Genomic DNA, 22,026 nt, shown 5'->3' on the forward strand with positions numbered 1-22,026 from the left:
GAGATTTCCCCATGAAATGTTAGCAGATTGAGCACAGGAGTAAGGAGGAAAGCTATGGAATGGCCAAAACGGGCGCGGACAGCGGATTGGGAAAATGGTGTCCTGGCCTTAGATAGAGAGAAACAATTTGAAGTCCCGAAGCTGACCGCAGAGATCATGGAGCGGTTGGCCGGTTACACCCTGGTGGGCTTCCATGTGAAAGGGTATCCGGTGACGGATGAACTGCTTGCCCCCTTTGCCGGGCATAAAAGTATGGTCAACTTCGGCGTGGAGAACGGCGCCCTCACCGACGCCTGTTTCCCCTTTTTTTCCGCCATGCCCAAGCTGCGCTATCTGCTGCTGACCGGGAATGCCGGGATCGACGGAAGCGGCTTGTCCGCCCTGCAAAGCTGTAAGCTGGATCTACTGGCCCTTGACCACACCAGGCTGGAGGATGCCGGTCTGCTTCGAGCAGCCTCCATCCCCAAACTCTCCCACATCTGGATCGACCACACTGCTGTTACTTATGATGGACTACTGGCTGTCGCCGGCAACAACTACATCCATCCGGTGGCCCATGTGCAATTTACCAAGGAGCAGATGGAACACTTCTCCCAGCTCCAGCGGGAAAAGGCCAAAAAGCCCGTCCAGCTGGATGAGCAGGCAGCGTCGGAATGCCGCAATGTGTTGTCCGCTTTCTTTGCCGAAATGACAGAATGGGAGCAGTACATGGAGCAGGTTGGGTTTGAAGATGCCGAGGCTGTGCCCCGCCTGCTGGCGATCTGGGAGAAGTATGTGAGCGAAAAGCCCCGTCTGGGCTACCGGCCTCTGGCCCTCTCATACAGCGCCCAGGGCACCTACAACGGGGAAGAATTCCTTGACGCGGAACAGATCACTAAGAACAAGCTCTACATCTACACCAGAGAGAAAAATACCAGCTTTGACCGCCGCTTTCTCATGAAGCGCGTGGGCGAGGGTTGGATGATTGACGCGGTGCAGGAGCGGCTGGACGGCTGGCAACGGACAGGATTGTAAGGGAGGCATAATGGATGATATATAGGTTTACGGAAGTATTAAACGATCTTGTTAATTATTTTCTCCTTGGTGACATTTTGTTGCTGGAGGACTGGAAGCAGGCAAATCATCTTTCAGATGATTTAGCGATGGAGTTTACCACAAACGAAAGCGGCGACAGGATATTTGCCGAAGGAATTGTAATCCCAATGACCGGTATTGAAAACTATCCCTATACCATATTGTTCAATCTCTCTGGTGATAGACCGGAGCTGTGCAAAGAAAGAAACCGATTGCAGCTTAGAAAAAGTGGCTATTCCCTCAAAGTAGATCATAATATGCTGATGCTTTTTACATGGCCAATATTGGAACAGTTTACGCCTGAAAAGGTGAAATATCTGATTTCTTACTATAGAGTGCATAAGAAGCCGATGATTGAGCTTGCAAATGGCTGGTATCATATCGAGATTTTGGGTGGAGAAACCTTGCAGGACGGGGACTATGAACCTACATTTGAGTTTGTGATACAACCAGCCACAAATGAAGAAGCCACCATAAATGCAGATATGAATTTTAGCTTTGAAATTACAAGCTCTGCTTATTAGTGAAACCTATCCCTACCGAAGATGGAAAAGGAGATCATGATATGGATTTATTGAAACAATGCCAGCAATGGTTTGAACAGGATGAAGCGCAGAAGGTAATCGACACCCTGGAAGCGATTCCTGCCGAGGAGCGCACCCCGGAACTGGACAGCGAATTGGCCAAGGCATATATTGCCGTTGCACATATAGGAGAACGGGAGCCTTTTGAAAAGGCGCTGGAACTTCTGGCTCCCCATGAGGAGTATTTTGCCGAAGATCACTGCTGGAATTATCGAATCGCTTTGGCCTATTACTGTCTGGATGAGGAAGGCCCCGCCCTGCGTTACTTTGAAAAGGCACTGAAAGCCCGCCCCGGAGACAAAGATACCCAAGAGTACATAGACGATTGCCGCCGTCGTTTGTCCCTGCCCCGCTTTGAAAAGAACTTCCGTGAAAGGACGCAGGAAGGATGGGCAGCCTTTTCTCAGATTGAGGCAGAACTGCGTCAAATCATAGAAACTGACGAAACGCACCAGCGCGGCGAAGAACTGGTTGAAAAATGCGGGAATGCGCTCAGAACGGCCCTGCGTGATACTTCTTTTGAGCTGGGCTTCAATGGCGAAAAGTATGAATTGATCCTCAGTCCAGAGGGCCTTCGCTCCCGCCTGTTCCCGTTGGTGTACTTCCAGAAGCAGGCCCCAGAATCGGTGCTTGAGCATTGGAATATCTGGGTAGGCCGCCAGCCCTGTGAGGGGTTCGAGCTGCGGGCTGGAGAGATCGAAGTTCGGGCTGATGATGTGCAGATGTGGGCAGAGGAAACAGAGGATCATCAGGTAAGTCTGGTCCTTTACTGTGAAAAGCTGACGCCGATCTTGAAAGAGGACACAGACAAGGTCTGGTGGGCACTCTCTATGCTGGTGGATCAAACCATCGGAGAAGTTTCCGCTATCGCCTTTGTTGCTGGGTTTGATGTTTATGCTCAGCCGAAAGACGAACCGGCCAAGCTGCTTTCTGAACTGCCGGAGTTGCTGCAAAGCATGGGACTTTCTCTCTGGCGGGATGGCAGCGACTACCTGGAAAACAGCTACCTTGCCTATGAACTGAAACCGGTGGAGGACCCGGAGGCTGACTGGCGGCTGGATGTATATACTGGAAGCTGCCGCCTGCCGGTGCTCATCAACGACTACCTGACTGCCCGCAGTGATATGGTGGATGAGTACCACAAGGATGGCATTGCCGCTGGATTCCTCCTGTACCCGCTGTCCGGTTTTACCGGTGAGGAACGAGTGAAAGCCATTCTGGATTTCCGGGATAACCTGCGGGATGCCATCCTGCGGGATGCAGGAGAGGAAGCCGTGACCTTCCTGGGTGGGGCCACTGGTCTGTATTGTGGGTATCTGGATTTTATCGCCTGGGATCTGCCCGCTGTACTAACAGCAGCACAGGCATTCTTTGAGGGAAGCGACCTGCCCTATGCTCACTTCCACGCATTCCGGCGGGATGTGGGTGGTGTGCCGCTGCTGGACGAGAAAGAACCGGAGCCTGATATTCATGAGGAAACTGGCTCCCTGCTCTCGGCGGAGGATATTGAAACACTGGAATCCTTTGATGAAGGAACTGCCGCTTACTTTGGGAAAATGCTCGATTGGCTGGAGAATTTTATCAAAAGCGGCGTAGAAGAAGGAAGATTCAGCGAAAAGCAGGCTCATCAGGATCTTCAGATTGCCCTCTGGTACGCCTTCGCCAGCAACAATCTGAATGACTATATCCACTATTACCGCACTGTGGAATGGATGAAGGATTCCGAGAAAAATGCCGCAGGCTGCGCTACCTGGTATTACCGGTATTCTGTGGCGCTGATGCACTGCGGCAGACTGGAAGAAGCCTTCAGCTACGCGGAAAAAGGTGCCCAGGAGGAGCCGGACTACCCCTGGATCTGGCTACAGGTGGGCAAGCTGCGGGCGCATTTTGGCAATCAAACCGGCGCGTTAGATGCCGTCAAGCATGGATTGGAACTGGAACCGGGCGATTATGAGTTCCTGACCCTGAAAAAAGAGATCAAAGCCGGAGCTACCCTGGAGCAGATGCTGTGCCACTGGATTGACCCCGGTGCCGATCAAATGCTCCAGCAGGGGCGGGACGAAGATGCTGATGATAAACAGCGTGCCATAGCCTGTATCCGAGTAGACGAAGCAGGGCTTGCTGAATTTTATGAGCTGTTCCACCCAGAGCGGTATAACTATGAGAAAAACTCCCCCTGCTGTGAATTCCAATACCCGGTGAAGGAACATCTTGTGGAGCTCTCCTTCCGTATGAATGAAGCTGGCCTCTCCAAGATGGGAGCCGACTGGCTGCGGCAGCTCAAGGAACGGCTGGACAGCGGTGAATGGCTGACCCACACCCCCGAAGGAGAACCAGAGGGCATTCTAACAGGTGTGTTTGTGGACCAGACCCGCCGCATTGGTCTTGTCTATCAACAGCCGGGAGACGATCAGTATTTTCAGATTTTCCTGAACCCGGACGGCACGAAGGCGGATGCCTTCTGGTCCTCAAGAAAAAACAGCGAGCCGGAGGTTTATTCGGAGGATGAGATGTCTGCGATAGAGCAGCATATCAAAAACACCTTTGGTGAGTTTGAGAATGTGTTCCATGAGCTGGTTTCCCCTGACATCCATGTGGACATCTGCGTTGTTCCTCCCTCTGATGAGCGGGACTATTACACACTGGTAACGATGGGCATGGGTGCTCACCGGATGAATGTGCCGGAGGAACTGGCGGAATACAAGCTGGAACGAGCAGAGCTGGCCATCGCTCTGCCACCGGATTGGAAACTGGATGAGGAATCCCTGAAGGATGAGCGGTGGTACTGGCCGATTGGTCTCTTGAAAGTGTTGGCACGCCTGCCTATTTCCAACGATACCTGGCTGGGCTTTGGCCACACAATGGATAAGCAATCGCCGTTTGCAGAGGATACGGAACTCTGCGCCGCACTTCTGGTAGGTCCGCAGGATGTTGTCTGGAACGGAGGCGAAGTCTGCACTTTGCCGAGCGGCGAGGAGGTCAACTTCTATCAGGTGATCCCGCTCTATCGGAATGAGATGGAGTATAAGATGGAGCATGATGCGGACGCTCTGCTTAAAAAAATGGCAGGCATCAGTTTTGTGGTTAATCCCACCCGCCAGAATGCCATCACCAGAGGAACGCTTGCAGAGGAAGAATTCACCGGCGATATGGACGATGCCGCATGGCACCTGGAATCCATTCAGGAAAAGGGCTTGCCGGTGAATGAGATCAATGCCTACAACCACATGGCAATCTATCTGCGCTGGTGCATAGAGCATGATCTGATGAGCGCGGAATTTATGGAGCGGTACTGGGAGCAGGTGCAGCCGTTTATGGCAGATCTGAGCCGCGCCGATCTGCGTGGCTTTATCCGGGACCAGCTGAAAGGACAGCTCTTTGGGGCGCTGTTCAACAAGGAGGGCGCAGCCTTTGCTGGATATTACTATGGCGAGGCGGATAGCCCGTACTTCCCCAGCGACATTGATAACTATGCTTTGGAGTATTTCGGTTCAGAGCAATATTATTCCGATAAGTTCCAGGATGAAGCCTATCTGTTCATCCCATTTGATGAAAACTATTATCAGGCTATGGCAAAAGTCATGGAAAAGCGGTTCGCCAACTGGCAGGGACAGAGTTTCGATGAGGCCACTCTGGAGCCTTCAGACCTTGCGGAAGCCATGATGGAATATCTGGACTGTGAATGTACCTATTTCCCCTCAATGACGGATGATGACCCCATCATGTCGGCATATAACTATGCCAAACGGGAAAGTGTCAAAGAGGGCTTTGTGCCGGTTCTGATTAAGGCGGATGACGAAATCCTGTGGGAATGCCTGATTATGAATTCTGACCCGGACAGCGATGGCGAGGACGACTTTGCTTTCGACCCGGACAAAGTCGCCGAATACCGGAAGAAAATGCTCTCCGCCCCTGTTGAGAACAGTAAGGCAGTCCTGGAGGAAATGATTGGGCAGCGCAAGGAAGAAGCCGAGGATGACGATATGGACTGGGATGAGGAGATTCTGGGCGAGATGGAGGGCGGATATGATAACCGTCGTTTTTCAAGCTACTGGAATTCCGATAATAATATGACCTATCCTCTCATTCTGGCTAAAATCCCCGTGAAGAATCCTTGGGAGATTTTTGCCTATCTGCCCTTTGGTGGCTGGAATGAATGTCCTAACACGCCAGAGTTAATGGCAGTTGCGAAATACTGGTTTGAACAGCATGGGGCGGTGCCCGCTGCCATGAGCCACGACGAGTTGGAGTTCCTGCTCCCGGCTCCCGTTTCCGAGGAGAAGGCTATGGATGCAGCAGTGGAACTGTATGGCTTCTGTCCCGATGTGATTGACCAGGGGCCGGAGGACGCCACTGTGGGCGCTCTGGCCGATGTGCTGCGGCAGTCCACTGTTTGGTACTTCTGGTGGGATTGACGGGAGGCTACTCAAATGACAACACAGTTGTATCTTCAAAAAGCAGAAATGCAGTTATCAAGAGGACTTGAGGAAAAAGCCCTGGAAAGTTTGTTGTCGGCGCTTGTCTGTCAAAACAGAGATACCGTCAGCGAAACTCAAACGCGCTGCCTTTTGGGTGAATATCAGTTCGTCCATCAGCAGTATGTTCAGGCGCAGGAGCAGTTTAGCTGGATTTCTGACCGGGCTGAGCAGCTGGAACATGACTATGATGACCTACTCAATGAGGAGATTCGTGAAGCTGAGGTGCTGTTAGGGATCATGCAGAGATTTGGATTATGTTCTGAGCGATGAAGAAGGAGGTATTGTCCCAAAAGTGTTGCGTGATGGACTTGTGTTCAAAGATGAGGATGGTCAGGTCATATTCAACCAGTACAGCTTCTGCGAACTGGTGAAGCACCTGCTGGTGGAGCTGGTGGGGATCTCTTATGAGGAAGCCTCCCAGATAGTGGAACGCTCACCGTTGGCAGCGCCAGTGGACAATGCCATGGATGTGGCGATATTCAGCCATGACCTGCCTTATTACTGGGCTATGTTTTCCTACTATGGGAACGGTTATTGGTGGGGGGACAAGGGTATTCCAGCGCAGCCAGAGGATATGGATGCCTATTTCGCTTTAGAAAAGCAAATCATGGAAAAACACCACTTAAAAGAGCCTTTTGAGTGGGAGTGAAAGGACGGATTTAGTGGGATACGATGTGAGTTTTCACCCGATTTCACCAGAGGAAATGCGGGAATGGTATTTTACTCCCTTAACCTGGATACAGCAGGGACAGGAGGAAAAAGTGCTGGCCCTTGCCGCGCAGTATGGGATGGAGGATTTCTATGCCGAAAAATATCTGAATACCTTGCGGGTTGGGGCTGAAACGGAAGCTGACGAGCTGTTTGACAAAAGCCACGGCTTCTATATTGCAGTAATCCAAGGATTTTTCCGAGATTACTATTACACCAGAGGCAGTGCCTTTTCTTTCCTGGTGGAGCAAAAGCCAGAATATGCGCGGTACTTCACCTCATGGGAACAAATCACTCCTGTTTCCTTTCAAAACCCCATGCAGAACCGAATCATCGAAAACTATTGCTCCGGTGTATATCTGTCTCCAGATCAAGTTATACAACTTCTTAAAGACATGGAGCAGGACCCAAAAGTCCTTGAAGATCTGGAGGGGCTTTGGAGCAATGGACAGATTGCTGTGCTGAAAAAAGCACTTTCTGCTGCTGCAAAGTCAGGAGTCGGTCTGTTGGAGGCCACTGAAGTGGTAGAGCCCAACCCCATCAGCCCAAATGAGAGCACAAGCTACTCTAACCTGTACCACTGTGATCGGGACGGGGTATATCTCTACATAGATGCCGTCAGTGGTCAATTAGCGGATGCGATTGGGAAAAACGAAGGATAGATTCTCTCTATGAAAATGTGTGGGCATCTGTGGGAAGAACCAAAATAGGCAGCTACCCACAATATTGATTATCGCAGAAAAGCTCACCGTTTCGGTGAGCTTTTCTGCAATATTTCATAATTTTTTTATTGCTACCACTGGTTGCCGAATTGACATAGGTGGGGTGGTAGAGTGGCTACCACAGAAAAAATAGAATGAAAGTGAGGAGGTTCACTATGAAGTTACCCGAAAAGATTCAAAGGGAACGAAAAAAGATGGGACTGTCCCAGGAGAAACTCGCAGAAAAAATAGGAGTATCAAGGCAGGCCATCACAAAATGGGAGAACGGCTTGGCATCCCCTGAACTGGAAAAAATCGTCTCATTAAGTGAATGTTTTAAGGTATCTACTGACTATTTGTTAAAGGACAATATTACCGAGCCGACCCCACCACAAGAATCTGCATTGAAAGGAAACAAGCGAATGTCATGGAGAACGTGGCTTGGAGGAAGTTTGTTTGGAATATCGGCGCTGATTATATTTGTATTATGGCGACTTTCTGTTCGTTTTCCTATTTCGGGAATGACCGGAAACGGTGTCCATTTAACCGGATTTAGTGGCTTTCTTGGCTTTCATGGAATTTTACATGAAAGCTATGTAATAGTTGCGATTGGAATAATCGGTTTGATACTTCTGATTACTGACTTTATCCGCATAAAAAAGAATAATCGCTGATGACCGGACAATGCAGAGTTGATCTTAAACTGAATAGGTTTATTTCGGCTCGGCAGCATTGACCTGTCGGTAGAAATACATATATTTGAATTAAGAAAGGGAGTGATGCTGCCGGTGTGCCGTCCGTTTGTATGGACAGGAGTCTGATGCACTATACAATACCTCAAGAAGCGCATTATGCTGTTCCGCTGTCTTTACGCACCACGACACACGGCTTACAAGACAAAGAAAATCATCTTTATATGGAAGTATGGTGGCCGGGAGTATTGTTCTAAAAGCGAAAAGCCTCCACCTGCCAAAAGATGCTTTTTCTGCGGACTTTTTAATAAACGACTTGGAGCGGTCGAATTTGTACTGAGTTACAGATTCGGCCGCTTTTTGATTTGTTCTCGACTACTTGGTCACTGGTGTCGAGCACCACCACTTCCGATTTGTTTTCCACAAAAAACAAATCGGAGGTAACAGAGGTGCAAAATTATCGCAAAAGCGACTATGCGATAAACAAAAACAGCCCAAATATCGTTTATCGCTTTCATAACGAAATCATAGAAATCACACTGGAGGATTATCTGAAGGAGAATCCTGACAAAACGGAACATGACTTTGCAGAGCTGAAAGCCCTGTCCGATCAAATTTACTATGAGCAGGATCGGGCAGAGAGCGCCCAGACCCGCAAGGATGTTTCGATCCACGGTTTGGAGGAAACGGAGCATTGTGCCACTCGCGCTCTGGATGAAGAATGGGAAGAACGAGTTGTTGACATACAGAACCGCAAGTATGCCTGGAAAGCCCTGGAGCAGCTTTTTACAGTGGGCGCTTTGACCGAGGTTCAGAAACGGCGATTCCGGCTTCATGTTTTTCAGGGACTCTCTACCCGGCAGATCGGTCGCATGGAAGGGACAAGCCATCAAGCCGTTGCCAAGTCCATAAACCTGGCGATTGCCAAACTTAAAAAATATTTTGCGGCACAGGGTTGACACCCCTGCGGTTTCAGGACGATAGGTGAAAGGCATTCTTTCGAGTGTTCTTCTTTCACCTGTACCTTGACAACCGCATACTCATTCATCAGTAACATCCCCCCTTTCCAGCTCGAAGAGCTAAAGCCGATTCAGGGGCCGCGCCATGATATACGGACATGATGAGCAGATCCCACCTGATTATCATAATTGGTCTTGCATACAATCCTGTCCTGTATGAGCGAGTAACGGCAGCCTGTAAAAACCGGGCAGCACCCGGCGCGGCCATGACCGGAAAGGGGCATAATGGTACTCCTGTCCAGCCACAGCCCTGCTTAAGATCAGAGTAGTCCATAACATTTGGAAACCATCTGGTTGCAGGATCACGCAATGGGGGCAGCTCGGAGAGATCCTCGGAGGGGTGAGATTCCCGTGGGCCGGTTCGCTGCCGGTCACTGATGACTTCCCAATATGTGCGGGGTGTCAAGGACAAATGGCACATAACAAGAAAACAAATCGGATTTTGTATTTCGCCGGAAATGGGGCAGGTCTTATGGCCTGCCCCGTTTTCCGGCTTACTTAATATTCAGGAGGTCAGTTTATGCGAAAGGCTATCCGGCGTGGCGATCTGTTCTATGCAGACCTGAACCCGGTGGTCGGCTCCGAGCAAGGCGGCATCCGCCCTGTCCTTGTTATCCAAAATGATGTGGGGAATCACTTTAGTCCTACCGTTGTTGCAGCAGCCATCACCAGCAGAAAAGCGAAGAACAGTCTGCCTACCCATATCCTACTTGAGAATGTGCCGGGGCTTGCGCCTACCTCTCTGCTTCTGTTGGAACAACTGCGGACAATAGACCGGAAGCGGCTCCGTGGTTACATTGGGCGTATCAGTAAAGAAAAAATGCTGGAGGTAGATGCAGCCCTGGCAATCAGCATCGGCATAGGATACCCCAACGAAAGGAGGACTCACAATGTATGAAAATGACGGCGGCCTACTCTCTCCCAGAGATGCCTACCGATTGATGTTAAAAGACTACCCGGATGTGATGGACATTGGTCAAATGTGTGAGGCGCTTGGCGTCAGTACAAAAACCGGGTACAAGTTACTTAAAGATGGGAAAATTGAGTACCTTAAAATTGGACGGGCTTACCGCATCCCCAAAGCCCACATTCTTCGTTATTTGAAAATCACCTGCTCCACTTTTGCGGAGTAGCAGGCTATGGCGTCGATCTTCACCGGATAGACGCAGAAAGTTAACAATTCTGACGCGGATTTACCTGGAGTTTTGTTCTGTCCGATGATACAATAAAGGTGTCATTGGTAGGTGAACTCAATACCGCAAAAGGAGGAACAGATCAGTATGCCAGCGGTACACCTGCAAGAAAACAGCAAACTAATCTCCGGCCATGTGGCCGAGAAAAAAGGGTATCTCTATTGGGTTCTAAACCTTACCGATGAGAACGGTAAGAGAAAGCCCAAATGGATTCCCACCCATAAGAAAGTCAAGGGCAATAAGACCTGGGCAAACAATATGCTTCCCACCATCCGAAAAGAATGGACGGAAAAGCTGCTTCAGGAGGCTACGGCCTCACAGCAGTCGGCTTCTCCGTCTGGCCCGTCATCCGCAGCGATTTCCTTTGTGGATTTCCTGTACCAGTGGCTTGAGTACAAGTACAAGTCTGCTACCGGACGGGTGATGGACAGCAAGCCCATTGAACTCTCGACCTATTCGGGATACGAACAACAGCTTAACAACCCCATCGCCCCGTATTTCCGAGAGCATCCTGTCGCACTTTGTGACCTTACCAAACAAGATATTCTCGCTTTTTATGAGAAAGAATTGGAACGGGTCAAGCCGACCACCGTTAAACATTACCACGCTCTGATTCATGGGGCGTTGAATTATGCGGTTGACAAAAATCTGATTCCAAGCAATCCGGCTGACCGGATTATCATTTCCAAGCCTGAACCCTTCAAGGGTGACTACTACCTGGATTCGGAAGTCCTGAATCTGTTTGAAGTTATCAAGGGGCATAAGATCGAGCTGGTAGTTCTACTGACTGCTTTTTACGGCCTGCGCCGCAGTGAGGTTATCGGTTTGAAATGGAGTGCCTTTGACTTCAACCATAACTGCTTCTCCATTCGGCATACGGTAACAACCTGCAATGTAAAGGGAGAGCGGGTCACGATTAAGAAGGACAAGGCAAAGAACAAATCCAGTCTGCGGACTTATCCATTGATTCCTTTTTTGAAAGAACGGTTGCTGGAGGCCAAGAAACAGCAGGAAGAAAATCGCAAGCTGTGCGGGCGCGCCTACAACAAAGAATATCTGGGATATGTCTGTGTCGATGTGATTGGCAATCTCATTAAACCCAACTATGTGTCCTCGACCTTTGGGAAGTTGCTTGCCAAGAACAATTTACGGCACATTCGTTTCCACGATCTTCGCCATACCTGTGCCTCGCTTTTGCTGGCCAACGGTGTTCCGATGGAACAGGTAAAAGAATGGCTGGGACACAGTGAGATTTCAACAACGGTGGATATTTACGGGCATCTGCAATATGCCACGAAAAAACAATCCGCCGCAGCCATTGAGCAGGACATTGTGGCGCCCATGCTGCAAAACCTATCGGCGGTTTCTCCATAAAAAGGAAAGAGGTCTACCAGCTTTTCGCTGGCAGACCTCATGGCGGAGATGGAGAGATTCGAACTCTCGCGCCGGTTTTGAGCCGACCTACCGCATTTCGAGTGCGGACCCTTCAACCGCTTGGGTACATCTCCAAATTTATGTTATATCCCTGGTCCCGACCCGCCGACCAATTCAGCCGGTGGAAATCGGGAAGAACAACAGGATAGAACAAGCAACATTATTCAATTTGAACTTGGCTGGAACCCGCATGGTTCCAAGGGTTTCAGCCGTTTGGCACTCCGCATAGGAAACCTGATTTCGAATCATTATACCAACTTGGATGTTGACAGAAAATCAGGGACGATTGCGGTAACTACGGAACCCCAAAACGGACCTCTGAAAGTGACCGTCAGGTGCCTGCTCTCATTATAGCCATTCTCCTGCAAAATTCAAGCCGTAGAAAATGGGAAGAACAACAGGATAGAACAGACCCTATTTTACGATTTGAACTTGCCCGCAAACCCGCATGATTACTGGCTTTTCGGTTGTGTGGACTTCCAAACTCGAAACATGATTTCGAGTCAGCCTCGTTACGACCACTTCGATACATCTCCATGCTGTATTTTCAAGGCTTTGCGGGTTTCCGGCTGATTGAGAACCAAGTGTAGAAATCGTAGACAAAGCGTAGAAAAACCGTAGATATTCAGTTTTGAAAAAGTGTAGAAAAGCGGAAGAAGCCCGAAGTATCAAGGGTTTGCGAGGTCACCCCGGAAAGCGACCGACACGATTTCGAGTCAGCCCCGTTATGACCACTTCGATACCGCTGCGTGTATTTGATCTGCGCTCCTAATAAAATACCAGATAACCGGGCGCAAATCAAGTGTTTGCGGCAAAGTTCTTTTAAAAAAGCCCGTTCGGTATAGGCATCTGCCCCCACGGGCAGACTGGTGAAAAACGGGATCACCCTCGGCCCGGCGGACAAATGCGGCGGCGCGCTTTACTTTCTGCCCGTGGTCGTGGTATGATGAGAGACACTGGAGTATGCCGTGGGCCCGCCTGCCGGTCCCACGTGACATAAAAGAAAGGAATCGTGTTTATGTCTGAAGTGAAGCGCCGGGAGCTGTTCCCCGGCGTGTGGCTGCGCGCGGTCCACACCAACCAATTCAAAAGCGCGTATCTGTCCGTCACTCTGATGGCCCCCCTGGACGGGGCCACGGCGGCGGAGAATTCCCTGATCCCCGCCGTGCTCCGCCGGGGCACCCGGCCCCACCCGGATATGGAGTCCATGTCCGCCGCCCTGGACGAGCTGTATGGCGGAGCCATCGAGCCCGTGGTGCGCAAAAAGGGCGAGACCCAGTGCGTGGGCTTTGTGGCCAGTTTCCTGGACGACGCCTACACCCTGGAGGGGGAGCCCATTCTGGAGTCCGCCGCCGCCCTGCTGGGCCAGGTGCTGCTGGACCCCGCCACGGAAAACGGCGTCTTCCGGACCGACTATGTGGCCGGGGAGAAGGCCAACCTGCTGGACCGCATCCGGGGCCAAATCAACGACAAGCGGGTGTATGCCAGCCACCGCCTGGCCCAGGTCATGTGCCGGGAGGAGGCCTTCGGCGTGGACAAGCTGGGCGATGAGACTAGCGCTGCGTCCGTCACCCCGGACAGCCTGTGGCAGCGGTATCAGGCCCTGCTGAACACGGCGGCAGTTGAGGTCTACTACTCCGGCTCCGCCCAGCCGGAGCGGGTGGAGCGCGCCCTGCATGACGCCCTGGCCGCCCTGCCGGTGAACCCGGACCGTGTTGTCCCAGACTGCGAGGTGCGGCTGAACGCCGGGACCCAGCCCCAGATCGTGGAGGAGGCCCTGGACGTGACCCAGGGCAAGCTGGCCATGGGCTTCCGCACCGGCGGCGTGACCTGCTGGGAGGAGGACTACCCCGCCATGGTGCTGTGCAACGCCGTGTTCGGCGGCACCACCCTGTCCAAGCTGTTTATGAACGTGCGGGAGAAGCTGTCCCTGTGCTATTACGCCAGCTCCGTGCTGGAGAAGATGAAGGGCCTGGTGCTGGTGTCCTCCGGCATCGAGTTTGACAAGTACGAGACCGCCCGGGACGAGATCCTGGCCCAGCTGGAGCAGATCCGTCGGGGCGAGATTGAAGACTGGGAGATGGAGGGGGCCCGCCGCACCGTCATCGGCGGCTATCGGGCCACCCTGGATGACCAGGGGCGGCAGGAGGAGTTCTGGCTGGGCCAGTCCGCCGCCGGGCTGGAGGAGGACATCCCCGCCCTGTGCGCCCAGCTGGAGACCGTGACCAAAGAGCAGGTGGCCCAGGCGGCCCAAAAGCTCCAGCTGGACACCATCTATTTCCTGAAGGGCAAGGAGGGGCAGCATGAATAAGGAAGCATTTCCCCACGTGGGAGAGACCATGTATCACCAGGTGATGGAGAACGGACTGAACGTGTTCGTCTTCCCCAAGCCGGAGTTTCAAAAGGGCTACGCCTTCTTTGCCACCAACTACGGCGGCATGGACCGGCGCTTCTGCCTGGACGGCGTGTGGCACGACACCCCCGCCGGGGTGGCCCACTATCTGGAGCACAAGATGTTCGACACCGAGGACGGCAACGCCCTTCAGGAGCTGGCCGCCAACGGGGCCAGCCCCAACGCCTTTACCAGCTCCGCCATCACCGGATATTACTTTGAGTCCACCGAGAAGTTCCACGAAAACCTGCGCATCCTCCTCTCCTTCGTGTCCATCCCCTGGTTCACCAAGGAGAGCGTGGACAAGGAGCAGGGCATCATCGGCCAGGAGATCGGCATGATCGAGGACAACCCGGACTGGCGGGTGTTTATGAACCTGATGAAGGCCCTGTATAAAAACCACCCCATCCGGGACAGCGTGGCGGGCAGCGTGGAGTCCATCTCCCACATCACCGCCGAGACCCTGTACGCCTGCCACAAGGCCTTCTACGACCCGGCCAACATGGTCCTGTGCGTGGCGGGCAACGTGGACCCGGAGCAGGTATGCGCCATGGCCCGGGACATTCTACCTAAGCAGGCCGGTCCCATCGCCGAAAAGGACTACGGCCCCGCCAAGACCGACCGAGTCGCCCAGAGCGAGCTGACGGAGGAGATGGAGGTTTCCACCCCCCTGTTCCAGCTGGGCTATAAGGGCGACGCCCCCCAGAAGGGCGAGGCGGGCCAGCGGCAGGAGCTGGTGGCCGAGCTGGCTTTGGAGGCCCTGCTGGGCAGCTCCAGCCCCCTGTATGCCAAGCTGTATCAGCAGGGGCTCATCAACCGCAGCTTCAGCTATGGCTACGAGAGTTACCCCGGCTGTTCCTTCCTGTGCGCCGGGGGTGAGTCCAAGGACCCCCGGGCGGTGCGGGACGCTGTGGCCGCCGAGGCCGTCCGTCTGTGCCATGTTGGCATCGACGGCCCGCTGTGGCAGCGGATCAAAAAGGGCGCCTACGGGGCCAAGGTCCGCGGCTTAAACTCCTTTGAGAACCTGTGCATCGGCCAGGCCCAGGCCTTCTTCGCCGGCAGCGACTATCTCCGCTTTGCCGACCTGTTTGCCGCCATCACCCGGGAGGAGGCCCAGGACCTCATCGCCCGGTGGGTGACCCCGGAGCGCACCGCCCTGGCCGTCATCCGGCCCAAGGGGGAGGAGAAATGATCCACACCATCTCTTTCCCCGGCCTGGGACTGACCTTTACCCTGAACCGGGTGGCCTTTACCCTGCTGGGCCGTCCCGTCTATTGGTATGGCATCATCATTGCCAGCGGCCTGCTGCTGGCCGTGTTCCTGTGCGGCAAGTGGGGCAAGCGCTTCGGCATCACCGAGGACCAGATCACCGACATGATGATCTGTGCCGTCCCCGTGGCCCTTGTGGCCATCCGGGCCTATTACGTCATTTTTAATCTGGGGCTCTACCGCCGGGCGGACGGCAGCCTGGACTGGGGAGCCATCCTCCGCTACAGCGACGGCGGTTTGGCCATCTACGGGGCCATCTTGTCCTCCCTGGTGGTGCTGCTTCTCTTCTGTCATGTGAAAAAGATCAGCTTTTTGGCCTTTGCCGACCTGGGCGTCCACGGGCTGTTCATCGGCCAGCTTATTGGCCGGTGGGGCAACTTTATGAATGTGGAGGCCTACGGCGGCCCCACCACTCTGCCCTGGCGGATGTGCGGGGAGTCCATCGCCCAGAACATGCTGGACCAGGGCTATGTGGACCAGGCGGGCTATCAGGCCATCCTGTCCGGCAATCTTGGGGTACATCCCACCTTTTTGTACGAGTCCCTTTGGAACCTGGCGGGCCTGTTCCTGGTGTATCACCTGGGCAAAAAGCGCCGGTTTGACGGGCAGTGCTTCCTGTTCTACGTCTTCTGGTACGGTTTGGGCCGGGCCTGGATCGAAGGGCTGCGCACCGACAGCCTGTATCTCTATGAGGGCAGCGCCATTCGGGTGTCTCAGCTGCTGGCGGCCTTATCCGCCGTGATCGCCTTGGCGGCCACAGTCTGTTTATGGCGGCGGAGCAAGCGCCATCCCGCCCCCCTGTATGTGGACCGTCTGGCCCGGCAGGCGGCCCAGGCGGATGCTGAAGTGGTCAAGTCCGACAGCACTCCCGGCCAGTCTCAGGATGTCCAGCCCACCCAGGGCCAGATGCCCGATCCCCCGGAGGTGCCGGAGAAAAAAGAATAACGCCCCATCGGCGCAGAAAAACAGGTCCCGGAGCGGCAATGTCATTAAGTTAAGCAAATCCGCGCACACGAAAAAATGCCCACCTCGATTTTTTGAGGCGGGCATTTTTTATGCTTTCATTATGCGGTTTGATTGTGCTTACTTCGCGGGCAGGACAATGACTTGACCCTCGTAGATGGTATTGGCGTTCACAAGACGGTCGGCGTTGCGCTCGAAGATGGCCTTGTACTTCATCAAACTGGAATTTCACGTTGCAATTCAATCACGATACGGCTTTTAGGATATAGGATACTCATGCCATTCCACATTGTTTTTTAGGTCTTGATTTTCCTTTTCGGCATTGTATTCTTCTTGTGTGGCTTTTTTGCCGTTTATCATGAAATTATCCATCGTGTATGCCTGTCCTGTGGCAGATAAGACATCAGTTATAACAAGGCCGTCTTGAGTGAAGCCGATAGTAGCAACGCCCTCCTTTGAACCCAAATCATCGGAATAGATAAAGGTGCCATCCGTTTTGAGATTTTCAAATGTACGATAGTCTGTCCGATAGCCATACACATGGTCATCACTGCTATGAAGAACTAAATATCCTCCGGTATCGCCAGCTACACCACAAACAAAAACGACCGCTTCTTCACTACCGTCACCGTCCAAATCAATCATTGCATAGTTTTGAATAGCCATATAGGCATCATCAGAATTAAATAAAGATGGAATATCGGCTATATTAACAGAAGCAAAATCAGATCCACCATTAGCAGCATAATAGAACGGTTGATTACCCTTCAAAACATCTTGCATATTAGCTGGTGTCGAATTACTTGAACAACTAACCCATGCTAAAACACCAACCAATGCCAAAACTAATGTTATCAACTTTTTCATAACAACACCTCCGCCAAATTCCGATTTGCCGGTTTCTTTCACCGCTGCCAAATCCATCATATCATGCGTTTCCATACAGAGCAATAAAAAGATGGACCGCAGAAAACCCGTGATGGAATTTTCAGTACATTGGCAGGGCTTGTTGAGATCTTTTCCTAACAATTTCACTCTTACAATTCGTGGTGGTTTCTGCTGACTTTTCTATCTTTGCGCAGACTTGTTGTGAGGTCGGTCAGCTTTTCTTCCGATATGCCCCTATGCGTCGCTCACAAGTCTTTCCGCTACGGCTGTTAAGTTAAGGCGGCATTTATTTTTCTGAAAATGCGCGTTTTGACCCTCGAAAACAGCGTTTTGAAAAAATAAATGCGTTGAGGGGGCGGTGTCCGCAAACACCACCCCCTCTTTTTTACGCGGCTATGCGGTAGACAAAACCGTAAAATCCCTTGGTGCGCAAGTTCCGCTCGTCCTGTCGGTTAGGGCGGATGGGAACGGTATGCCGTGCGATTTCTTTTAACAGCGTTTCGCCGTCCGCGCGGGGCGTTCGCAAGAACTCCTTGCAGAGCATGACCGCCATTTTGAAATTGACCTTGTAGGCGTAAACGCCGTTTTTCGGCTGACGGACAACGACTTCTTTACAGACGCGGCTTGCGAAGTTAAACGCCGTCAAGCTGGCGTATATCTCCTGTTCCGCAAAAGCGTCGGACTTGCCGTGGAGATTGACAAGACCCAGCGTGTACTTGAGGTCGCGGAACGAGGTTTCTATACCCCAACGGAGATGATACAGTTCCCGAATATCCGCAAGCGTAAAGGACGGGGCAGAGAAGTGGCAGCCAAACAAAAGCAATCAAAAACTTCTAAAATTCAATCAATTTTGGCTAAACTATCACATTTTGGCTGTCTCAACTTCTGCTTGCGAACACCGTTCACCACGGCGTTTAATTTACTCTATCTCCATGCGGCGGAAAAAGCAAGCGGATAGGGCAATTCTTTACATTTTATTCAAAATTTGCGGTTAATTAAATGCAACAGCCCAAAAAGCGCCCAGCCGTTAAGAAGAGGGAAGCATCTTTCCGCCCCTCAACGGCTGGGTTTTTAGATTAACTTAATGACATTGGCCGAGCGATTTTCATGCGCTCCGGGGCCTGTTTCTTTATGTCTCTGGTTTATTTTTCGGCTCTTCAAAAGGCAGTTTGGGCAGCTCCCAGCGGTAGCGATAGGCCATCACTCTTAAAAACACCACCAGCCCCGTGGTGAAGAAAATGGAGCCGCTGGGATAGGCGGGTCGGACACAGTAATAGCTCAGCGCCCCCACCAGGGAGGCCATGGCGTAGAAGTGCTTGCGGAGGATGGCGGGGGTGGTGCAGCTGAGCACATCCCGCAGTACGCCGCCCCCCACGCCGGTGGTCAGCCCTAAGAATATGCAGAAAAAGGGGTTCTCCACATAGCCCGCGTCGACAGTCGCCTGCACGCCGATGACGGAGAACACCCCCAGTCCGATGGCATCGCACACGTTGAGAAACTGGCTGTCCCGAAAGGACACGGGCCGCTCCCCCCGGCTGGTGTACCACCCGAAGAGGAACACCGCCCAGGCGGCCAGGGCAGCCATCACCAGATACTCCCAGTCCACAAAAGCCGCCGGGGGACACCGGCCCAGGATGATGTCCCGGACGATGCCTCCTCCCAGGGCGGTGGCGATGCCCAAGGTGAACACGCCGAACAGGTCCAGCCCCCGCTGGATGGCCGTCATGGCCCCGGAGATGGAGAAGGCCACCGTGCCCAGCATATCGGCAGCGTTCATCAGGGTATCGGCATCAAAATGCACAGCGCGTCACGTCCTCTCTGGCAAATGGTTCTCGCTTGTCTTTGCTCTATTTTAACAGAAAAGGGCGGCTGTTGTAAAGAAAATGAACGCAGTTCCATCTTAAATGCTCAGTCTCCGCCGCAGCTCCCGCACCCGGTCCCGGCTGATGGGCAGAACGGTGTCCTCCCCCCGCACCCGCAGGGCAAAGCCGTTGCCCGTCCAGGGGAAGATGCTGTCCACATACTTCAGGTGGACCAGGCTGGTCTTGTGGACCCGATAGAACTGTTCCCCCTCCAGCCGGGTCTCATACTCCCCCAGGGGGGTGCTGTCGTTATACCGCTTGCCGGAGATGGTGTGGATGACGCAGCCCCGGCCCACGCCGTCGGTCTCGATATAGGTGATGTCCTCCGTGTCCAGCAGGGTGGTGCTGCGGTTGCTGCTCACCGCAATGCGGTGGAGGGGGCGGGGCTGGGGCGCGGCTGCTTCCGGATGGGGTTCCATGCACCGCTCCAGGGCCCGGCGGATGCGTTCCGGGTCAAAGGGCTTTAGGATATAGTCGTCCGCCCGCAGTTCAAAGGCCTTCACGGCAAACTCAGAATAGGCCGTGGCGAAAATGATCTTGGCCCTGGGCATCAGCCGCCGGGCCAGGGCGGCGATGGTGGTCCCCTCCATGTCCCCCAGGCGGATGTCGATGAACAGCACGTCAAAGCTCTGCCGCTCCAACAGCTCCATGGCCTGGGCCCCGCTGGCCGCCTGGGCCACCTCCGCCTGGGGCAGCAGCTGGCGGATCTGGTGGGTCAGCACGATGCGGGAATATTTTTCGTCATCAATGACCGCAATGCGCATGTCTCTCCCCCTCCTGCTCTTCTTTTCTCTTCTGTTTTCATTCATTAAAACCTGTGTTTCCCACCCCCTGCGGGGGTGGGAACGCCAAAAACTCACAGCGTATCCGGCATGTGGGGCGGGGTCAGGGGGATGGAGAAGGCCACCGTGGCCCCGTCATCGCTGTTTTGGATGGAAAACTCACAGGCGTCCCCATAGATGGCCCGCAGCCGCTTGCGCACGTTGAACAGCCCGGTATATGTGGGGTCGTTGGGGTCATCCAGCTTGCGCAGCACCTCGTCCGAGAAGCCGGGGCCGCAGTCGCTCACCTGGATATAGGCCCGCTGATCGTCCTGTCGGATGACCAGGGACACCCGCCGGTCATCCACCGCCTTAAAGCCGTGGCGCACGGCGTTTTCCACGATGGGCTGTAAGATCAGGGGCGGCAGACGCAGGGCGGTCAGATCGTCGGGCAGCTCCTTGTGGACGTGGAGCGCCCCCTCGAACCGGGCCTCGGTGAGCATCAGATAGTTGTCCACGTTGGACAGCTCCTGCTCCAGGGTGACCACCGGCTCGTTGATGGTGAGGGTCTGGCGGAAATAGTTGGCCAGCACCAGCACCGTCTGACAGGCCCGGTCCGGGTCGGTGAGACACAGGCCGGAGATGGTGTTCAGGGCGTTGAACAGAAAGTGGGGGTTGATCTGAGATTGCAATGCCCGGAACTCCGCCTGCTTGCGCAGGGCGATCTGGTGCTCCGTCTCCCCCAGTTCCAGCATGACGGAGAAGAAGTCCGCCATGCTGACCAAAGTACGCCGGTCCGCGTCCAGCACCAGGTTTGGCCCCACGGGCACCCGCAGCAGCAGCGCCCCGGTGATGCGCTCGTCCGCCCGCAGGGGGGCGGATAAAATGGCCCAACTGGCCTCCTTCCCCGTCCAGCTGGATGAAGACGTCGTTGGTCTCCATGGCCGCCCGGGCGGGCAGGGGCAGCTGGCCCTCCGGCAGCTCCCAGCCGCTGCTGGCCAGCACCTGGCCGCAGTCGGTGAGGGCCACCTGGAACGTGGGCAGCTTGTCCCGGACGATGTCCACCGCCTTTTGCAGGGCCGCCCGGTCCCCCATCCCCCGGCGGAGATAGGGCAGGCACTCCTGGGCGATGAGCAGGGCCACCGCCCGCTGCTCCACCAGCTCGATGGTCAGGTCCCGGTTCAGCCGGTCCAGTATACGCATAAAGGCGATCAGCCCCAGGGAATTCACCAGGATCTTTGGCAGCAGGATGGCCTCCTCCAGGGCGGCGGCGGCCTCGAAGGGCTTGGACAGCAGCAGGATCAGGCCGCACTGGACCAGCTCGGCCACCAGAGTGAGAAAGACCAAGTCGCTGGTGCGCCGGGACCGGCGGGTGAACCACCGGCAGCCCAATGCCCCCACCGCGCCGAAGCAGAAGGTGCCGATGCCGCAGGCCAGGGAGGTAAAGCCCGCCGGATTGTAGAAATAGCGGTGCAGCCCGCTGAGGGCCCCGGCACACAGGCCGCTGATGGGGCCGCCCACCAGCCCCGCCGCCACGGTGCTCACCACCCGGGTGTTCACCACCGCCCCCTGAAAGGCCAGGCCCGTGTAAGTACAGCTGATGGACAGCACCCCGAAGATGGCCCCCAGCACCAGCTGGCTGCTCACCGAGCGATCCTGACGCTTCAGGATCATCCGCAGGGGGCGCACCTCCGTTAAAATGGTGGCCATCAGCACCAGCAGACTGATGTTCAGCGTCAGGGAAAAGAAAAGGTTATTCTGCATAGAAATACTCCTTCCCTTCGGTCTCACCTGTACAGGCGGCTTTTTATGCTTTCTTAACGAAATAATATACCAATCGGCGCTGTAATTTCAATAGGGAAAGTACCACAAAATTTCAGTTTCTTTCAGAAAATGTCATTCCGGTTCCCCGCCCCACACACCCGTTCACCCGCCCATTGCTACCGTTCACGCAATTTTTCTTGCATTGGTGAAAATATTAACATATTATGAACGGCGTAAAGGGAAG

General features: G+C 53.8%; 19 protein-coding genes, 1 tRNA gene and 2 pseudogenes. 14 read left to right on the forward strand and 8 right to left on the reverse strand.

What is annotated here, in order from left to right; genetic code table 11:
- The first annotated feature begins 54 nt into the window (after positions 1-54).
- The 11 genes from ACSAMP_RS12820 to ACSAMP_RS12870 all read left to right on the forward strand — a co-directional run bounded on the left by ACSAMP_RS12820 (position 55) and on the right by ACSAMP_RS12870 (position 11,823).
- Positions 55-1,014, forward strand: a complete 960-nt coding sequence (locus ACSAMP_RS12820; RefSeq protein WP_025543817.1) for an NTF2 fold immunity protein — start codon at positions 55-57, stop codon at positions 1,012-1,014.
- 14 nt (positions 1,015-1,028) lie between these two features.
- The gene (locus ACSAMP_RS12825) at positions 1,029-1,598 is read left to right on the forward strand and encodes a hypothetical protein (protein ID WP_457800704.1); all 570 of its coding nucleotides are present in this window, start codon (positions 1,029-1,031) and stop codon (positions 1,596-1,598) included.
- Positions 1,599-1,639: 41 nt separating this feature from the next.
- Positions 1,640-6,073, forward strand: a complete 4,434-nt coding sequence (locus tag ACSAMP_RS12830) for a suppressor of fused domain protein (protein ID WP_457800705.1) — start codon at positions 1,640-1,642, stop codon at positions 6,071-6,073.
- A 15-nt stretch (positions 6,074-6,088) separates the two neighbouring features.
- Positions 6,089-6,406: a hypothetical protein gene (locus ACSAMP_RS12835; protein ID WP_457800706.1), complete on the forward strand. Its 318-nt coding sequence runs from the start codon at positions 6,089-6,091 to the stop codon at positions 6,404-6,406.
- Entirely contained in the window at positions 6,384-6,785 is a 402-nt protein-coding gene (locus tag ACSAMP_RS12840) for a hypothetical protein (RefSeq protein ID WP_206671251.1), read from the forward strand. Before ACSAMP_RS12835 ends, ACSAMP_RS12840 begins: the two co-directional genes overlap by 23 nt.
- A gap of 13 nt (positions 6,786-6,798) precedes the next feature.
- The gene (locus tag ACSAMP_RS12845; protein ID WP_457800707.1) at positions 6,799-7,506 is read left to right on the forward strand and encodes a hypothetical protein; all 708 of its coding nucleotides are present in this window, start codon (positions 6,799-6,801) and stop codon (positions 7,504-7,506) included.
- Between the two features lie 215 nt (positions 7,507-7,721).
- Complete coding sequence (locus tag ACSAMP_RS12850; RefSeq protein ID WP_025543819.1) at positions 7,722-8,219, forward strand: helix-turn-helix domain-containing protein; 498 nt, start codon at positions 7,722-7,724, stop codon at positions 8,217-8,219.
- A 467-nt stretch (positions 8,220-8,686) separates the two neighbouring features.
- Positions 8,687-9,196 carry an RNA polymerase sigma factor gene (locus ACSAMP_RS12855; RefSeq protein ID WP_025543820.1) on the forward strand — a complete coding sequence of 170 codons (510 nt, stop codon included), beginning with the start codon at positions 8,687-8,689 and terminating at the stop codon, positions 9,194-9,196.
- A 580-nt stretch (positions 9,197-9,776) separates the two neighbouring features.
- Positions 9,777-10,154, forward strand: coding sequence for a type II toxin-antitoxin system PemK/MazF family toxin (locus tag ACSAMP_RS12860; RefSeq protein ID WP_006354176.1), 378 nt, complete (start codon positions 9,777-9,779; stop codon positions 10,152-10,154).
- The gene (locus tag ACSAMP_RS12865) at positions 10,147-10,389 is read left to right on the forward strand and encodes a helix-turn-helix domain-containing protein (protein ID WP_006354177.1); all 243 of its coding nucleotides are present in this window, start codon (positions 10,147-10,149) and stop codon (positions 10,387-10,389) included. Before ACSAMP_RS12860 ends, ACSAMP_RS12865 begins: the two co-directional genes overlap by 8 nt.
- Positions 10,390-10,536: 147 nt before the next feature.
- On the forward strand, positions 10,537-11,823 hold the full coding sequence (locus ACSAMP_RS12870; RefSeq protein WP_025543821.1) for a tyrosine-type recombinase/integrase: 1,287 nt from the start codon (positions 10,537-10,539) through the stop codon (positions 11,821-11,823).
- 40 nt (positions 11,824-11,863) lie between these two features.
- Here ACSAMP_RS12870 and ACSAMP_RS12875 read toward each other — a convergent pair.
- Positions 11,864-11,957: transfer RNA gene (locus ACSAMP_RS12875), tRNA-Ser, on the reverse strand.
- 944 nt (positions 11,958-12,901) lie between these two features.
- On the opposite strand from ACSAMP_RS12875, the gene yfmF reads away from it, so the two are divergent.
- From yfmF to lgt, 3 genes are read left to right on the forward strand one after another with little or no spacing between them, the layout of a single operon-like run.
- Positions 12,902-14,194 (forward strand): EF-P 5-aminopentanol modification-associated protein YfmF, encoded by a 1,293-nt coding sequence (gene yfmF / locus ACSAMP_RS12880; RefSeq protein ID WP_457800708.1) that lies wholly within the window; start codon positions 12,902-12,904, stop codon positions 14,192-14,194.
- A complete protein-coding gene (yfmH, locus tag ACSAMP_RS12885) occupies positions 14,187-15,467 on the forward strand; it encodes an EF-P 5-aminopentanol modification-associated protein YfmH (protein ID WP_457800709.1) in 1,281 nt (426 codons plus the stop codon). The genes yfmF and yfmH overlap by 8 nt, the downstream gene beginning before the upstream one ends.
- A complete protein-coding gene (lgt, locus tag ACSAMP_RS12890) occupies positions 15,464-16,489 on the forward strand; it encodes a prolipoprotein diacylglyceryl transferase (RefSeq protein ID WP_457800710.1) in 1,026 nt (341 codons plus the stop codon). Before yfmH ends, lgt begins: the two co-directional genes overlap by 4 nt.
- Before the next feature lie 276 nt (positions 16,490-16,765).
- Here the strand turns inward: lgt and ACSAMP_RS12895 are convergent, their stop codons facing one another.
- The 7 genes and pseudogenes from ACSAMP_RS12895 to ACSAMP_RS12925 form a co-directional block, all read right to left on the reverse strand.
- Positions 16,766-17,434, reverse strand: a complete 669-nt coding sequence (locus ACSAMP_RS12895) for a hypothetical protein (protein WP_457800711.1) — start codon at positions 17,432-17,434, stop codon at positions 16,766-16,768.
- Positions 17,435-17,780: 346 nt separating this feature from the next.
- Entirely contained in the window at positions 17,781-18,218 is a 438-nt protein-coding gene (locus ACSAMP_RS12900) for a transposase (RefSeq protein ID WP_457800712.1), read from the reverse strand.
- A 306-nt stretch (positions 18,219-18,524) separates the two neighbouring features.
- Positions 18,525-19,196, reverse strand: a complete 672-nt coding sequence (locus tag ACSAMP_RS12905) for a trimeric intracellular cation channel family protein (RefSeq protein ID WP_457800713.1) — start codon at positions 19,194-19,196, stop codon at positions 18,525-18,527.
- Positions 19,197-19,295: 99 nt separating this feature from the next.
- Complete coding sequence (locus tag ACSAMP_RS12910; protein WP_457800714.1) at positions 19,296-20,021, reverse strand: LytR/AlgR family response regulator transcription factor; 726 nt, start codon at positions 20,019-20,021, stop codon at positions 19,296-19,298.
- Positions 20,022-20,113: 92 nt separating this feature from the next.
- A complete protein-coding gene (locus ACSAMP_RS12915) occupies positions 20,114-20,536 on the reverse strand; it encodes a sensor histidine kinase (RefSeq protein ID WP_457800984.1) in 423 nt (140 codons plus the stop codon).
- An 18-nt stretch (positions 20,537-20,554) separates the two neighbouring features.
- A pseudogene (locus tag ACSAMP_RS12920) lies at positions 20,555-20,794 on the reverse strand (histidine kinase); the annotation flags it as partial.
- Positions 20,795-21,218: 424 nt separating this feature from the next.
- Positions 21,219-21,782 (reverse strand): annotated as a pseudogene (locus tag ACSAMP_RS12925) (LytS/YhcK type 5TM receptor domain-containing protein); the annotation flags it as partial.
- Positions 21,783-22,026 lie beyond the last annotated feature (244 nt).

It is taken from the genome of Flintibacter sp. SJQ-8 (genome assembly GCF_054108085.1).